The 15,608-nt window shown below is 35.8% G+C and carries 16 protein-coding genes; 7 read left to right on the top strand and 9 right to left on the bottom strand.

The features are described from left to right. Positions 1 to 99 precede the first annotated feature (99 nt). The gene (locus BM012_RS22625) at positions 100 to 2,265 is read left to right on the top strand and encodes a type IA DNA topoisomerase (protein WP_061802891.1); all 2,166 of its coding nucleotides are present in this window, start codon (positions 100 to 102) and stop codon (positions 2,263 to 2,265) included. A 42-nt stretch (positions 2,266 to 2,307) separates the two neighbouring features. Here BM012_RS22625 and BM012_RS22620 read toward each other — a convergent pair whose 3' ends face one another. The 8 genes from BM012_RS22620 to BM012_RS22585 all read right to left on the bottom strand — a co-directional run bounded on the left by BM012_RS22620 (position 2,308) and on the right by BM012_RS22585 (position 8,750). Beyond that, positions 2,308 to 2,643, bottom strand: coding sequence for a hypothetical protein (locus tag BM012_RS22620; protein ID WP_061802892.1), 336 nt, complete (start codon positions 2,641 to 2,643; stop codon positions 2,308 to 2,310). Positions 2,644 to 2,846: 203 nt separating this feature from the next. Beyond that, entirely contained in the window at positions 2,847 to 3,872 is a 1,026-nt protein-coding gene (locus BM012_RS22615) for a conjugal transfer protein TrbL family protein (RefSeq protein ID WP_061802893.1), read from the bottom strand. 12 nt (positions 3,873 to 3,884) lie between these two features. Beyond that, positions 3,885 to 4,415 (bottom strand): hypothetical protein, encoded by a 531-nt coding sequence (locus BM012_RS22610; protein WP_061802894.1) that lies wholly within the window; start codon positions 4,413 to 4,415, stop codon positions 3,885 to 3,887. Between the two features lie 22 nt (positions 4,416 to 4,437). Further along, the gene (locus BM012_RS22605) at positions 4,438 to 5,496 is read right to left on the bottom strand and encodes a bifunctional lytic transglycosylase/C40 family peptidase (protein ID WP_061802895.1); all 1,059 of its coding nucleotides are present in this window, start codon (positions 5,494 to 5,496) and stop codon (positions 4,438 to 4,440) included. Positions 5,497 to 5,499: 3 nt separating this feature from the next. Continuing rightward, a complete protein-coding gene (locus BM012_RS22600) occupies positions 5,500 to 7,449 on the bottom strand; it encodes a VirB4 family type IV secretion system protein (protein WP_064504948.1) in 1,950 nt (649 codons plus the stop codon). Between the two features lie 11 nt (positions 7,450 to 7,460). Next, entirely contained in the window at positions 7,461 to 8,150 is a 690-nt protein-coding gene (locus BM012_RS22595; protein WP_061802896.1) for a TraC-like domain-containing protein, read from the bottom strand. An 18-nt stretch (positions 8,151 to 8,168) separates the two neighbouring features. Beyond that, positions 8,169 to 8,489 (bottom strand): hypothetical protein, encoded by a 321-nt coding sequence (locus tag BM012_RS22590; protein ID WP_061802897.1) that lies wholly within the window; start codon positions 8,487 to 8,489, stop codon positions 8,169 to 8,171. Between the two features lie 24 nt (positions 8,490 to 8,513). Then, positions 8,514 to 8,750 carry a hypothetical protein gene (locus tag BM012_RS22585; RefSeq protein ID WP_061802898.1) on the bottom strand — a complete coding sequence of 79 codons (237 nt, stop codon included), beginning with the start codon at positions 8,748 to 8,750 and terminating at the stop codon, positions 8,514 to 8,516. A gap of 571 nt (positions 8,751 to 9,321) precedes the next feature. Here BM012_RS22585 and BM012_RS22580 point away from each other — a divergent pair. The 5 genes from BM012_RS22580 (at position 9,322) to BM012_RS22560 (ending at position 13,555) form a co-directional block, all read left to right on the top strand. Next, on the top strand, positions 9,322 to 10,479 hold the full coding sequence (locus BM012_RS22580; protein WP_061802899.1) for a hypothetical protein: 1,158 nt from the start codon (positions 9,322 to 9,324) through the stop codon (positions 10,477 to 10,479). Positions 10,480 to 10,553: 74 nt separating this feature from the next. Continuing rightward, a complete protein-coding gene (locus tag BM012_RS22575) occupies positions 10,554 to 11,141 on the top strand; it encodes a hypothetical protein (RefSeq protein WP_061802900.1) in 588 nt (195 codons plus the stop codon). A 639-nt stretch (positions 11,142 to 11,780) separates the two neighbouring features. Next, positions 11,781 to 12,035 carry a hypothetical protein gene (locus tag BM012_RS22570; RefSeq protein ID WP_061802901.1) on the top strand — a complete coding sequence of 85 codons (255 nt, stop codon included), beginning with the start codon at positions 11,781 to 11,783 and terminating at the stop codon, positions 12,033 to 12,035. A 110-nt stretch (positions 12,036 to 12,145) separates the two neighbouring features. Then, entirely contained in the window at positions 12,146 to 12,625 is a 480-nt protein-coding gene (locus BM012_RS22565) for a hypothetical protein (protein WP_061802902.1), read from the top strand. A gap of 60 nt (positions 12,626 to 12,685) precedes the next feature. After that, on the top strand, positions 12,686 to 13,555 hold the full coding sequence (locus BM012_RS22560; RefSeq protein ID WP_061802903.1) for a hypothetical protein: 870 nt from the start codon (positions 12,686 to 12,688) through the stop codon (positions 13,553 to 13,555). 385 nt (positions 13,556 to 13,940) lie between these two features. On the opposite strand, the gene BM012_RS22555 is transcribed toward BM012_RS22560, so the two are convergent. Next, positions 13,941 to 14,327: a hypothetical protein gene (locus BM012_RS22555; protein WP_074842909.1), complete on the bottom strand. Its 387-nt coding sequence runs from the start codon at positions 14,325 to 14,327 to the stop codon at positions 13,941 to 13,943. A gap of 882 nt (positions 14,328 to 15,209) precedes the next feature. Here BM012_RS22555 and BM012_RS22550 point away from each other — a divergent pair. Next, positions 15,210 to 15,413 carry a hypothetical protein gene (locus BM012_RS22550; RefSeq protein WP_061802905.1) on the top strand — a complete coding sequence of 68 codons (204 nt, stop codon included), beginning with the start codon at positions 15,210 to 15,212 and terminating at the stop codon, positions 15,411 to 15,413. Positions 15,414 to 15,608: the final 195 nt, after the last annotated feature.

Here is a 15,608-nt window from a genome sequence, read left to right as displayed (position 1 = left end):
AAAAGCGCACTTTCATAGTGTGCTTTTTAACATATATCCCTTATTTTATATTCATTTATGTTATAATATATTATATAAATGTGTAAAAGGAGAGATAAAATGTACCCTACGATATTATGTGAAAAGCCGAAACAAGCCCTAACATACGGGCAATGTTATGACTATGTAAAACATAAAGATTATATAGAAATCAAACCTTGTAGTACGTTTCCTAAAGGGGCAAAGATTGTATGGGCAATTGGACACTTAGCTGAATTGGCCCCTCCAGAAAAATACAAGGAAGAATGGAAAACCTGGACTCTTGATACATTACCAATGATTCCAGATAATTTTCAATATGTGATTAGTAAGGATAAAGCTTCACATTTTAAGAGTGTAAAGAAGCACCTTCAAGATAGTGATGAAATCATTATAAGTACTGATCCTGGGCGAGAAGGAGAGGCTATCGCCAGAACATTAATACTCCTTAGTGGATGCAGCAAGAAGCCTTTAAAACGTTTCTGGTGTTCTTCTATGACCCCAAATGCAGTAAGAAAAGCTTTTGATAACTTGAAAGATGCAAGAGACTATACGAGTCTTTTTCAGGAAGCTCAAGCAAGGGCTTATTCCGATTGGTTAATTGGTATGAATACTAGCAGGGCTTACACTCTTTTAATGCAGAAGAAAGGCGTTAAGGAGGTTTTCTCCACTGGAAGATGCCAAACCCCTTTACTATGCCTTATCCACCAGAGAGAAGAAGAGATAAACAATTTCAAGCCAGAGAGGTATTGGGAGATCCAAGGTTCATTTTCTGCTCATGAGCAGAAGTACAATGGAAAGTTACAAAATGACAATCAAAACCGTTTTAAAGATAAAAATAAGGCACAAGAGCTTGTTAATCAACTAAAACAAGGACACCCTTATATTTCTAAAGTTGAAACTAAAACTCAAAAAAACAGACCACCTAAATTGCACAACCTTTCTTCTCTACAAGCTAAGATTAATAGGAAGTACAAAATATCACCAAGTGATGTGCTAAGGACGGTGCAAAGTCTATACGACCAATCTCTGTGCTCGTATCCTAGGACGGAATACCAATTTTTACCAATTGATGAAGCTCGTCAACTTCCAGAAATTCTTGAAAATCTTTCTACTCTAGAACCTTATAAAAAACTGATCATGAGCAAAAACCATGAACAGATTACGGATGATAAACACTTTGTAGATGACAGTAAAGTTGGTGATCACTATGCTTTAATCGTCACAGAAAAGGTACCTGATTTATCTAAGTTATCAAAAGAAGAACAGCTTGTTTACGATGAAATTGCTCGTAGCGTAATCGCTGCTCATTACAATGATCATGTATATAATCAAACAACTCTTATAACTAAAATAGAGGAGCACGAATTTAAATCTACTGGTAAGCAGATTCTTGACAATGGATGGAAAGTTGTTTGGCAGGATGATCACAATCAAGACGATAAAGAGGACAATCAACAGTTGCCAAAAGTAGAAGAAAATCAAAACGTTAGCTTAATAGACTTACTTTTAAAAGAAGGAATCACTAAAGCTCCTAAACCTTACTCTGAAGGCCAACTGATCACTTTAATGAAGACAGCTGGAAGGGTAGGGCAAGACAGTGAAGAATTAGATTCTAAAGACTTGAATAAATATGGCTCATTAGGTACAGAAGCTACTAGAAGTGGAATTATAGAAGGACTAAAAGCGAGAAAGTATATTATCGTTAAAAAGAACATTGTAGAGACTACATTTAAAGGAAAAATGCTTGTTAAAGCTGTTTCTAATACTATTCTTTCAAGTGCGGAGCTAACAGCAAAGTGGGAAATGTACTTACAGAAGATTGGAGAGGGGGAGAAGCCGGCAAAAGCTTTTATTGATAGCTCTAAAAAGCTTTCTCAAAAACTCGTTGAACAGGCAATTAAATCTTCTTATGAATGGAAATTTGATGATATGGTTCAACAAATACAACAAGAGGGTCAAATCGGAAAATGTCCATCATGCGGAAAAGCAGTGCTAGCTCGTAAAAAATTCTATGGTTGCTCAGGTTACAAAGAAGGATGTAAGTTTATTTTTTCTAATGAATATCTAGGTAAAAAGATTAGTGAGACAAATGCCAAGAAGTTACTAGAGAAGGGGAAGACGGGGCTTATTAAAGGATTAAAGGGGAAGAATTCAACATTTGATGCTTATATTATCTTTAGGGATAAAAAGCAAGGTTCATTAACACTTGAATTTCCTGCAAGAAAGAAAACTACCTCAAGGTAAACTAAAAAGAAGGCTTAGAGCCTTCTTTTCGTTTGTCTATATTTAACTAGCAGGAACATATTTGCATGTTCTCTCGTCTTCTTTATCGACCATAGTCATTACATTGTCTTCTTGACTAATTTCATATCTCGTTGTCTTTCCGTCATCGTCAGTAAATTTATAATCGCCGTTTTCTGTTTCTTCGTAAGTACCACTAGTAGTTGTATCTCTTACTGTAGTACGATCATAGTTGCTCTCCTCATAGCTAAATGCTTTTGCACACCAAGTACCGGACTCTTCCTCATCTAACTCCCATTTACCTGATAAAGCATTACTACTTCCACATGCACTTAGAAGTAACATACTGATTAATGAAGCTGTTGCTAACGTCTTTTTCATTATTTCCTCCCTAAAATTCTTTATTTTTAAATTTACCAATTACTATTTTACAGTTTGAAATAAACTTTTTGGGAGTAGATTTTAAACTTTCGAAAGCATTCTTTCTAAGTTCTGGTTGGCCCCTAGTTAAATATGAGATACCAATAAGTATTACTATGATTAAGACAAAAAGAGAAAGTAACATTTTCGCACCATCCTTTCGCCTAGCCTACTTTGCTTTTTCTTCTGATCACTTCTCTAACCATTGCACTACCAGCGTTAGACGCCATTCCTGCTGCTGCTCTTCCACTACCTGAAGAATAAAGCATTTCTTTAATAACTTGTGGTGCTTTAATTACTAAGAACATATATCCTATTGCGTAGATAATACCTTTTGGTGAATAGATACTAGATTCAGTAAAGAATGTAATCATAAATATTATAAGCATGTACTGAACCGCCTGGGTAAATATGATACTTAATAAGTTTCGCCAAAAAGAAGGTAAAAGGTTAAAATTGTCAGTTAAGTTGGTAGCGATACAAATAGGAGCAATTGCTATAGCAAAACCCAATTCTGCAAACCTAATAGCCATTTGGAATACAAGTACTAAATACAGAATTAGCATTACTAGAAGAAGAATAGCTACTAATGTAACACTTAGAGCTGTATTTGCTCCACCAGCCATAAAGTCTTCTGTATAACTCATTTTGAAGTCATTAAAGTTTACTTTTCCGCCTTGAGTAATTGCTTTAACAAAGTAGTTATTAAGAGTTAAAAGCTTTTCAAATATCCATTTAAAACTAGATGCGAAAGCAACTGTGAACACCAGAACTACTAACTTCTCCCTTATTGCATTCCGACTCTCTGGATCAGCTAAGGCTAACATTTCTATTAACTTATAAAGAAATATAACTCCTAGTAATACATAGAAGAAACTGTATGCTTGATTATAAAATGAAGATATAGCATCATTAAACAACACTTCTCCTGGTGTAACAATAAAGTCGTTTAGTCGGTCTATAGCAAAGTTAATTCCACTTTGCGCTAAGTCCAACATAAATTCTCGAATCTTACAAGTAAAATCAAAATTCCCACAATCTAAGTCTACCTCTTCAATTTCTGTTTCTTCTTCTGCATACGTAGTGTTTGTAGCAACATTAAAGCTAAAAGAGAAAACAAGCATAAACATTAGAAGAAAAGTTACTCTCTTTTTCCCTTTAGATTTAGGAAGCTCTAAAAATCTTTTCATTTTTATCCTCCTCTAACTTCCTTGAAATTCCGAAACGTCTTCCAAAGTTTTATATCCAGTCACAATCCATTGACCATCCTGCAACTTAAGGTTAAGTTCTGCAATTATATTAGAGTGAGTTTTTTTCTTGTTTATTGTTATCTCAGAAGTCAGAGTAGCCAATACCTTCGCTTTACTCTCATATTCATCTCTAGCATGATAGATCGTAATATCTTTTGCTTCACTGCTGTAATCAATTTTCTTCGGTCTCTCAAACTCTTTATCTAGAGCTTCATATGTTTGAAAAAGGGTATCCTGCACTTCTTTTGTTGCTAAACCCTCTATATTCTCACGCTTCGGTCTATCTTTATAGTTATAAAATGCCTTTATAAACTTTGTAGCATCTTCTTGTACTTCTTGTTTGCTGTTATGTTTCAAAGCATCATATTTGCTGTCTAAAGCCTGATAATCTGCCTTTACTTCCTGGTGTTGTTTAAATTGATAACCCCCAAAAACAATAACAGCAACTAAAAGGACATAAGGTAAAATTTTTGACCAATTCATAATTTCACACCTTTATACTAAATTAACTAAAACGGCCATAACCTACAATTTTAGGCGCCCAGTAGTTGTTTAGTTCTGAAAAACCTATACCACCATTATTAGAATCATACATTCGGTTATCTCCAACATAGATCCCTACATGGGTAACAGCGCTGTAACTTGCTGTTTTGAAAAAGATTAAATCTCCAGGTTTTAAATCACTTTTCTGTATTCGCTGTGAGGCATTGTATTGTAGTTGAGCTGTTCTTGGAATGTTAATTCCTATTTTGGCATATGCCCATTTTGTTAAACCACTACAGTCAAAGCTTGTAGCAGGTGTAGTGCCCCCCCAAGCATAAGGGTAACCTTCATATTTTAATACTTCATTGTAGATGGTTTCGTATTTGTCCTGGCCTAGTGCAGATCCTGTAGCTACTGCACCACCTTCGGTGCCACCAGGAGCAGAAACATAGGCAAAAACCTTTGTAGCATAAGTGAAATCACCATAACAATAAGGGTATCTAAAGTTACTTGTATCTCCTCCACATGTATACATGCCTGGATTCTTAGACATTTGCATAGATGAAAATTGTTTAGCCAATTCCTCTGAATGCGTTCCACCATGAGAAGCTACGAAATTTATATATCCTCCTCCCATGTTATAAGACTGGATAATAGTCTGAACGTCAACGCCTTTGGCCGTTCCTTGCTTATACACATTGGAAAAGTATTTTACACCTACTTGGATAGAATACATAGGATCTGTAATTGAATTAGGTGGTAAACCTAAACTTTCTGAAGCTTGGAAGATGTCCCGACTTAAGTAACCACCTGATTCTTGTTGTAATATAGCTAAAAGTACAGGAGTCATATCTTCTAGACCGTATTTAGCCAACTCATTCTGAATAGGTTCCTGGTAGGCTAATACAGCCTCAGAAAGCTGTTGCGAACCATATTGAGGAACCGTTTTTGGTTCCTCCGTACTGCTTCCTATCCCCATAATAGCTATTACTATAAATGCTATAAAAGCTAGAATACCACCAACAAGCCATTTCCACTCTCTAGCAGCCATTATGGCTACTTTAGTTGATATAACAGCCATAATCTACTTCACCTTAACTAACTCAATTGGTTTTTCTTCTACAACTTCAGATCTTCTAGTAGGGATTAGAATGTCGTCATTATTTCTAACGTGTCGATATTCTGTTTCAAAACGTTCATAATCCCATAATTGCAATTCAGCAGGATGCAATTCAACTTGCAGGGAAATTTTTGTAGAACCTACCGTATACACACCTTTTCCGGCACTTTCATTTCTGTCCGCATTTTTCATTACAAGGATTCTTTCTTCTTCTTCAGAAAAGCTTTGGGAAGTTTGATCAACGATAATATCAAACTCTTTTTGTGACATTGGTAGATAGAGTTTAGAAACAGAGTTTAAAATTACGGCTTCACCATAGTTTCTTTGACCATCTGTAGCAGATAGAAAGTCTCGAACTTGCTGTGTAGCAGAAGTAACACCTCCGTTAAAACTCCGGATAAGCTTATACATATTTGCTAAGAATTTCATCGCTAATGGATTTCGTCTGTCAGCTAAGATATGTGCTTCATCAACATACACTTGCACAACATCCATATCCCTTACAGCATCTTCTTCTAAGAATGTCAAAATGTTGTACATGGCTACTTTTTGTAACTCCGCATCATCTTTTAAGTCCCATAAATCAAAGGCAATAAGGTCTTTTGATAAATCTACATTTGTAGGCCCATTCATAGCTTTTGAATATGAACCTTCTACATATTGATAGAGAACCTGATATAAGTCATTCAATTGTTTAAATTCATCTTGTTTCATTAATTCTGCTATTGTTTCGTACAAATCTTGCATTACTGGATAATCTTTTGAAGTGAAATTTGAAAAGTCTGTATCCCAGTTAATACCTTTATCATTATAAGTCTTGATAATAGCTTTCTCTAAAAGGGACATAGATACTTGGTTTTCCTTTAAGTTATGGTACATAAGAGTAAACATCGTTTTCAAATTTGATATTTTTCTATGCAACAGGGAAGATTCAATAGGATTTCCTGCTTCATCCCTCAAAATTGTGGTGCTTGTGATTTCAAATGGGTTAATCACTTTATCATTTGTTGGTGAAATTTTAACCCATTCACCATCTAGGCGTTTAAATTTCTTCCCGAATTCACCTTTGGGATCGATAACTCTTATCTTTACGCCTTGACCCCATCTACGCATCATATCTCCCCATAGATAAGTAGATTTTCCACTTCCAGACGGACCACATACATATTCATGTCTATTAATTAAAGCATCATGGTCAACCATAACAAGGTTCTTCGTTTTCATATTCCTCCCCTTTATAATGCCTTTATCATGTAATAATTCACTTTCATCAAAAGGGAATAGGGAGGATAGAGCCTCAGCATCAAAATTACGATACGTGAGCTCTTTGAGTTTATTCTGATTTAGAGGTAAACAGCTTTCAAATGCATCACGCATACGATAAGTAGGAGCAAATAACTTGAGGGATTTGTTAACTGCATTTTGTACACTTTGTGTTACTCGATTAAGTTCTTGTAAAGAGCTAGCCTGAACATGAACAAACATATGCTCATTAAAGATTTCAGAATCAGAACTTGTTAAGTTCTCTAATAAAATAGTGGCATCTTTAATGTTATTTTCAATTGTTCTTTGTTCAGAAGTCTTAATACGTGCATCATGTAGCTGACTTTTATATTCCGTAACAGCTTTATCTAATGCCTTAATCATAGCGTCCGAACTCATAGGCTCTATATGATGAACAACAGATACGTTAGCTCCGAGATTATGCAACTTATCTAAAAATCCGATATAAACTTCATTTGAAAAGTGAGCAACAGCTAATGTTCGTACATAGTTACTCCCTAATCTCATATAGTTGTCATTTTCTTCAATACTATCTGGGGATAAGATGTCTAAAAAGTTACTATTATTCTCCACCAGATTCTCAAGTGACACTTCCTCGTTTTTCTTTTTTCCAGAGAATAGTTTAAACACACCATTTCCTCCTATCTCACGTAGTAATCGTTGTTAGCTTTTAAGCGTTCAACTGTATCTAATAAATTACGTCTTCCAATTACATAAGGAGTAGCTGATTCATTTTCTATATTAGTGATTTGAGCATTTTGATAGTCATAGAACATATGGAAATAATTTTCTAGTTCTTTATTTGTTAGCTCTCTAGCTTGAAGCTTAGGAGTCTGTAACATTTCCTCAATTCTAAGTTTATAATCATCACATCTCATTGCTAACTTCCGTATCGCTTCTTGTTTTGATTTCTCACCATTAAATGATTCATCAAGTACAATATAGCGATTCCTTCTAATCATATCCCTGTCTTCCTGGATATTGTTTGCGTACCAGATGTAACTCTTCTGCATAATCTTCTTGTAAGGATTTTGTATTTTATCCAAGTCATTTTGAAGATTTTCAATATATTCTTCCAGGTTAACTGGAGTAGAAACCCTACTAACCTGGATAGGTTTATCAATTGTTTTAAGAAAAGATTCATAATTTTCTAAAACTTCTTGTTGTTCTAGACGAGACATAAGAGAAATATTCACCGATGTAACAGTTAAAATTTTAATTAATCTATTATCCTTCGTCTCAACCATTTCATTATAAATATTTCTAATCGGTATAAGTTCCTGAACCGTTTGTTCGGATGTTTCTTGCTTTTCCTTCTTTTTACCGAACATCCACCTTACCCCCTCTTATTAAAACTGCTTCTTTTTATAGAAAAAAGTTTTTTGTCGTTTATTGTAATCAACCTTCCATTTAATAAAATGAAATAGTCTTACGTTTTTTCGTACCTTTATTGGCTTAACAAAAACAAGGAGTCCCATAAGGGCTGCTGGTAAAACTACAACAAAAACCTTAATTTGTATATCTACATTGGATGGTAAGAAAAAATAGTAAATTAGCCATCCAATTCCTCCCCCAGATCCAAGAAGAAGCGCTTCTTTAAGAGTAATGAAGCGCCATACATGGATTTCTTTGCTTATGTGCCGAGGGATCAAAAAACGTTTGTTTTCCATATTAATTCCCTCCCTTTTTTTCTATTAAAAAGTTTGATTAAGCCACTTAATAATAGATGGTGCAAGGAAGCAGAAAATAGCTACAATTCCTGTAAACCAGATTCCACCTTTGAATCTTGCTTTTGCAGATTCATCCCCTGCAATCCAAGCTCCAAAACAACAAATGATTAAAGCAATAATAGCAATTGGAGTAGCAATTTTCAGGAGACCTGCAACTACATCGTTGGTTAAAAAATCAGCAATCTTCTCGAAAGGATTCAAGAGTAATACCTCCCTTATTGGTTTATATTTATATTGTAGTTCAATAACCAAAACAATTCAACATAATTATGGAAAAAACCAGCCAATTTGTAAAAATAGTTATATTATCCCTGTATTATGTAGGTTAAAAGTCATGGTATTTTTTGAGGGTTTTTTACTGTTTTTTTTTAATTCTTTACCACCTATTGTAAATCGTTTGTGTCTAACCTATAATAGATTTAGAGTTTCCAAAATTGCAGCATCTTATCAATAATTGTTGAAAATAGATACATATGGCAGAAAAATAAAAACATACAAATATATATATAATATACAAAAAAGACATATTAAGAGATTTCTGTAAGTATTTTACAATAAAAAACAATAAAAAAAAGCCCCAGATCCACAACAGTTTCATTTGATTTTACAAGTTTGGCGACTTATCAAATGAAACTCCCAAAGAGATCTAAGGACTCTTGTTTACATATTTAAAAATTTCTAACCAAAGTATATCACGTTAGAATGAATATGTGAAGACATAAGCTTCCTTTTTCTTTAGTGGATTTTGCTGGGAAAATAGGAGGCTATTTTCGTGCAGAAAATTAAGAATTTTTTACTCAGTAGAACTAAGAGTGAGTTAAAATCATCTATTAAACACTTTAAAGGTAAAGAACTAACTAAACTAGTAGATAGTACCCTCAAAGTAATTGAAGAAGAAATTTATGAAACTGAAGGTGTTTCACTCTCCGAACATCTTAACAGCTCCACACAATATCGTTGTGTACGTAAATTAATCTCTTGGTTTGCACAAGAAGGATTTAGTCAGATGAAGCAAACGACTATGGCTTCTAATCTAGAAGTAAGTCGTCCTACACTACAAAAAGCTATTAACTTACTTGTGGAACTTCAAATTGTTCATAGACTTCACCACAGAAGGCAAGGAAGAAACGCACCTTGTGTTTACGTCCTTGTACATCATCCTAATTACCTTAAAGTCGTAGAACATTTTAAAATGAAGCAAGCATATGAACTAGAGATTTCTCCTCTATACACAGAACGTTTTACAAAGGATTTTACACTGGATTTTACAGAGCAAGAATCCGAAATCTCTTGTGAGAGTAAGGTTGAAGAACCGGAAAAATCCCCTAACAGAGTTAACGAAGTTAACTTAAAGAAAAAAGACCTTATAGTATATAAAGAATCGCCTAATAGTGATGTCGTTCAAGAAATTAATAAAGAAACAGAGAAAAATGATCAAGACATAGAATTCAAAGAATACTATGAGCAAACAGAGATCTATGCAGAAAATGCAGGTGTTCCAACTGAACTTGTTGCACGATTAAAAGTTTTAGGTACAAGTGAGCTACTTAAAGTTTGGCAATCTATTAAAAATACATTTAAAAAGTATAATTTAAATCCAACTCAATATTTAGAAGTTATTTCAATGAGTATTACAGATGCAATTAAGGTATATAAATACTACCAAGGAAAAGTATCCGTATCAGGAAAAGAACTCAACTTCAATTTTGCAGGTTGTATTTGCGGGAAAATCAAGCAACGTGTTTATAACGTTCTCATGGAACAGAAAAGAGAAGAAGATAGAGTATTAAGAGTAAATAATAACGCTACAGGTATGGTTGCGGAGCTAACTAAGTTTATGACTAAAAATGTAATAGGATTATCCGATAAAGAAGAAATGGCTCTAGGAATGCTATTTAGAGAGTTCAGACGTGAACCAGAGGTCTATTAAATAGTAAAATGCTTTAGCATTCATACAAAACGTCTACGTTTTGTGTGCACTTAAACTATGAAGGGGGAACCATTATGTCTTCAACTACAGAACAATCTAAACCTAAGTATAAAAGTGTGCCTCTAGATCGTGATTATCCTTTGTTTCCTAAACAGGTTATGAATTTAGAAGATATAGAGAATAGCAGAGAATTTTCTGATGTTGCTCTTCAATTTCAGCAAAGACGTATTGACCAACAATTGGAGCTGTACAAGGACAAAGGAGTATTTAAAGGGGAAATGCTTGTTATGCCCTCTAAAACAGACTCAGGGGTGCAGTATGAGCTTATAGGAGGGTATAGTCTCTATGAAGCTGCTAAGATTCTAGGTTTTAAAGAAATGGAAGTGCGTGTAAAACGAAAAATTAAGACTGAACAGGCTACGGATCTCGTTACAAAGCGTCTTTCTAAACAGAAATCGGCTTTAGAGAAATTTAAAATGCTAGAGGAAAAGCTTTCTACATTACGAGAGCATATTCATAAATGTGATTTTGATCTTTATGATTTGTTAGATTCAGTTGATGAAGAGCTTCAAACAGAAATTAGAGAAGCCCATCAAGAGTCTTTGCATACGCCTCTTGTTTATAAGCAGAATAGAAAAATTCGTATAGATCACTATTATTAAGAAGTGTTTCCTAATGAATTTCGTACATAATTGCAAAATTAGTGAGTTTTAAAAGCTTATATGGGGGAGCCCCAAGGGTCTGCTAACAAGGAGTAAGACAGCCAAGAACGCTGCCTAACTCCCTGTTGCATCTGACTCTTCCCTAAAACTTAAGATAACCACGTTCTGTACGGCTGGCGCCTACAGTTCGTAGGTTCCTATAAGTTTCTTTACGGGCCGATCACTCCGAAAACCCTAAGTTCAAAAGATAAAAGCGCTAAAGAGGAAAGCAGACTAATGTCTGCTATTGTTTCAGTGATTTTTCCTTTTTGCCTTCCGAATCTTAAAACGCCCCAAGGCAACTAAGGTTTCAGCTGTTAGGACACCCGAACCTTTCCAGCTGAAACCTAAGATGCCTAGCCTAGTTGTCAACGGCCAAAAAGTTTTGTGATTAAAAGCGCTGCGCAACATCAAAAAACTTTTTTTAAGATCGCCTTATGACAACTAGTCTATGAGGGTTTTTTCGTTCTTCTTGCAAAAAGGGAAAAATCATCCCTTTTAAGGGACACAAAGCGCTTCGGAAAACAAAGAAGCAAAATCTAAAGAAAGGAAAAACACGTTAAAAATGGTGTCCAATTGGTATAAAGGGAGGTGTTTTGAATGATTAAGGATTTAGAGAAAAGAAAACACGCTGAAAAGCTATTGGAAGAGAAATTTATATTAGAATTCTCTGAAGAAGAGAGAAAAAACATGCGACCATACAGGATAAACATAACAGAGATTAGTTATAGCATTACTTATATTATCCAAGAGGCAACTCAATCTCCCTCCAGTGAGTGGGTTTATTTACAACTTGATTATTCAGCTAGGTTCAATGAAGTATATGCTTATACATTTACAAGAGATAACTATTAAAGGATTAAATAGTAACATTTAAAATCACAAGCACAAGTAAGAGGGGAGTCGTTGGTTGCTGATTACAACTAGCGTTCCCTTATCTGTAAAACTTAGGAGGAAAAAGGTCTATGCAAGCTGTTTTTATTGGATATGACATACCTGAAGCACTAGAGGTTAAATGGGAAATTATAATGCCAGAACTAGATAAAAAATATAAGCGCATTCAGTATGAAGGAGATGAAGTTCATATCATTGCTGGTGACTTTACAGGTGAACCTGATATTAAGTTCATCGAAGATTTAGTTTTTGCATACAACACAGATAGGCAAATTAATTTGACCTTAGATGTTTTTGAATTAGATGAACCCTCCATATTAGATAATGATGTAAAAGTGTTGGTCGAGGATATTCAAGATTCTAGTGATTGTTGGGAAACCACCGTATTAGGCGCGAGGGAATTTTTAATGAATCAGTGGGACTATAATGATTATGAAACGGAAGAAGAAATGTACAGACATATGTATGAAATGGAGACTGCTGATTACGAGGAGCTCTTTGAAAGGTTAGCAGGCATTGATTATACAATGGATAAAATTGAAGAAGCCTAAAATAGAATGTTTGATTAGATACAAAGGGCGATAAGATATTACAGTAACGGAGGGACTTTTATGCAACAGACAATCCTATCTTATAAACAACGTGGCAAGTGGGGGAAAGCCAGTTATAGAGGTAATTGTAGTGGTCACATTATTAAAGACTTACTAGAACTCTTTCAACCGAGAAAGTTTGTAGAAGTCTTCTCTGGTTCGGGAACAGGAAGGGACGTAGCTAAGGACTTAGGATATAAAAATAGCGTTCATCTAGATTTAAATGAGGGCTGGAATGCTTTGGTGGATGAGATACCTACAGGAAGCGATTTTGTTTTTAGTCATCCTCCTTATTGGGACATCATTCAATATTCAAAAGTTAATAATCGAATTCATAAAGATGACCTATCCAATCCCATAAGCTATGAGGAGTTTATCAAAAAATTGGACCAGGTAAATAGCAAGATTTATCAATCCCTGGTTAATGGAGGACGACACGCCTTTCTTGTCGGGGATTTAAGGAAGAAAGGGAAGTACTATTCCATTATTAAGGATATGGCTTGGATAGGAGATTTAGAGGTTCATATGTTGAAAGAACAACATAATACGATTAGTGGGAGAAAGAATTACGGAGGAACATTCGTCCCAATTAATCATGAGCACTTGCTAATTTTTAGAAAGAATCACATATGGAATGTTCCTGTTAAACTAACCCATACTAAAGAGTTTAACTTGAAAAATTTCGACAACATGACATGGAGAGACTTAATCCAGGGAGCACTAGAGCATTTAGGCGGTCATGCTCAATTAAAGGATATTTACTCTATAGTCCAGGACAGTAAAAAAGCAAAGAAGAATCAACACTGGAAAGAAAAAGTAAGACAGACTCTTCAAATCCATGACAATTTCCAATCTAGTTCTAGAGGAAATTGGGAGTTAGCAATTGCTTAATTAATTTTTTGTTGGCTCAGGGTGGAGATAAATCGGGATATAGTTATATCCCGATTTATCTGACATGTCCTGATTTATCCCCCAACTGCGTTGAGGGATAAATCGAACATGTGGGGCTGTTGTAAAGTTGCTGTTTCGTACGCAAAAGGTCAAAGATAAAAGCACGCTCGCCACTAGGCAGGTCCCCGGACGGAGTCCGGGGAACAACTAAAAGCGTTTGGGTAGTTGACGTGTCAAGGTCGTACACGCGAAAAAATGTCCGAAAAGCATGGACATTTTTTACGTTCCCTCTCTTGACACTTACACTTACTGTAAGGTGGGTGTAACTCTAAAAAAGAAAAACGCAAACAATAAGGTGTCACCCTATTGTTTGCGTTTTTTGCTCTTAAGAGTCTAGTAGTTTTTTGGTGAGTGCTTTTACATCATTTGCTGGATGGTCTAGAAAAATTTCTGAACGAATCGCGCCTGCTGGAATGTCCCAACGATCAGACAATTTATTTTGCATTTCCAACAGATTCATTTTGCTTCGCTCAATGTCATATAGTCCCCGACGCAAATTTGTGCCAGAATTGATGACCTCAATTTCTGCTCTTTTGGCTTCCAACTCAGATTTCCTTGTTTCAGCAATCAACTTCCGAAGTTCCAGGTTTCTTTTTTGAAAATGGAAACGCATTTGAACAATTGCCCAAACTGTTCCTCCTATAGTTGCCGATAGGGCAGAGAATGACGATATGATGATTAGGGCGATAGGATACCACTCAGGAAACTTCAATGTATTTCCTTTCTATTCTGCTACCTGGATTCAGATGATTAGTGAGTTTGTGCGTGGGCGTGGCCACACGTGGCGCACCACCTAACACCACAACAGAAAATAAGGGCGTCATTCGTCTTGCACATCTCACACTTCATTGAAACTCCTTGCTTCTCCGTTTTCTTCCCTTGCGAACAACTCCATACTAGAGGGGAGTTAGCTAGAGTGCAAGCCTGTGTGATGTGAGACAGGTCACACCATCTAGGCTTTGACAGGCGGAGTGAGTCTGCTAGAGTAGTTCATGTCAGCAGGGGAAAGCCCCCGGGACAAGAAGGAAAGGAACCCCACATGGGTAAGAAGGACGGCAAGCCGGAGCCCAACGACATCGGCTCGAACATGAAGATTAAGGTCAGCAAGGAGACCCAGAAGAAGATTCAGCAGGACAAGAAGAAGAAGTAACCACAGAAACCAAAAGGGGAGGGACCTAGTCCCTCCCCTTTTGGGAAGCCGGCTCAGATAAATCCAACGGATTTATCCGACATGTCCTGATTTATCCCCCGACTTCGTCAAGGGATAAATCGAACATGCCCCCTCTTGTGGTACTGGATAGGACGCAAGGGAATAAGGTTTTTTGAAAAGAATCTGTTACGCAAGGAAGAAATATCTCCTTACAGTCGAATTTCTTTGATTGAACAAGCAGGCATCGAGCCTGCTCTATGCTGCTGTAGCAGCATAAAAAAAGAGGAAGATTCTCGGCTGACGCCAAGAATCTATTGAAAATTTAGTTATGATGGGCTTGTAGCCCATCATAACTAAATGTCATAAACTATGTTGTTTTGAGATGAAATTTAAAATACACGTTGTTAATAGTATAATATTGGAAAAGAGTAGGTGTGTAAAATTATGAATGTGAAGATGAACTATACAGTATTGTTTATTATGCTTTTTAACTCATGCATTATAGCTGGATTAGGACTTAAAAATACAGTGGATCACTCCATGATATATGCTGTTTGTGTAGGAATGCTTTTTCTTATTGGAGCAGTATTCTCTTCAATAAAGGAAGCAATAAGGAGAGAACAAGCCCAAGGACCTAGGATAGACTAAAGAATAACAATTGACAAAAAAAGAGCTAACAACTAAAAGAACTTCTTTAGGGGAGCCCCAAGGGTCTGCTAACAAGGAGTAAGACAGCCAAAAACGCTGTCTAACTCCCTGTTGCATCTGACTCTTCCCTAAAACTTAAGATAACCACGTTCTGTACGGCTGGCGCCTACAGTTCGTAGGTTCCTATAAGTTTCT

The organism is Priestia endophytica DSM 13796 (assembly GCF_900115845.1).
Lineage (GTDB): Bacteria > Bacillota > Bacilli > Bacillales > Bacillaceae_H > Bacillus_I > Bacillus_I endophytica.
Note: the sequence above shows the minus strand (reverse complement) of the source record. Positions and strands in the feature narration are given on the sequence as shown.

What these genes read in the sequence shown, in the direction of transcription:
- BM012_RS22625 (WP_061802891.1), top strand. Translation starts at nt 100, where the DNA reads ATGTACCCTACGATATTATGTGAAAAGCCGAAACAAGCCCTAACATAC.
- BM012_RS22620 (WP_061802892.1), bottom strand. Translation starts at nt 2,643, where the DNA reads ATGAAAAAGACGTTAGCAACAGCTTCATTAATCAGTATGTTACTTCTA.
- BM012_RS22615 (WP_061802893.1), bottom strand. Translation starts at nt 3,872, where the DNA reads ATGAAAAGATTTTTAGAGCTTCCTAAATCTAAAGGGAAAAAGAGAGTA.
- BM012_RS22610 (WP_061802894.1), bottom strand. Translation starts at nt 4,415, where the DNA reads ATGAATTGGTCAAAAATTTTACCTTATGTCCTTTTAGTTGCTGTTATT.
- BM012_RS22605 (WP_061802895.1), bottom strand. Translation starts at nt 5,496, where the DNA reads ATGGCTGTTATATCAACTAAAGTAGCCATAATGGCTGCTAGAGAGTGG.
- BM012_RS22595 (WP_061802896.1), bottom strand. Translation starts at nt 8,150, where the DNA reads ATGTTCGGTAAAAAGAAGGAAAAGCAAGAAACATCCGAACAAACGGTT.
- BM012_RS22590 (WP_061802897.1), bottom strand. Translation starts at nt 8,489, where the DNA reads ATGGAAAACAAACGTTTTTTGATCCCTCGGCACATAAGCAAAGAAATC.
- BM012_RS22575 (WP_061802900.1), top strand. Translation starts at nt 10,554, where the DNA reads ATGTCTTCAACTACAGAACAATCTAAACCTAAGTATAAAAGTGTGCCT.
- BM012_RS22570 (WP_061802901.1), top strand. Translation starts at nt 11,781, where the DNA reads ATGATTAAGGATTTAGAGAAAAGAAAACACGCTGAAAAGCTATTGGAA.
- BM012_RS22565 (WP_061802902.1), top strand. Translation starts at nt 12,146, where the DNA reads ATGCAAGCTGTTTTTATTGGATATGACATACCTGAAGCACTAGAGGTT.
- BM012_RS22560 (WP_061802903.1), top strand. Translation starts at nt 12,686, where the DNA reads ATGCAACAGACAATCCTATCTTATAAACAACGTGGCAAGTGGGGGAAA.
- BM012_RS22550 (WP_061802905.1), top strand. Translation starts at nt 15,210, where the DNA reads ATGAATGTGAAGATGAACTATACAGTATTGTTTATTATGCTTTTTAAC.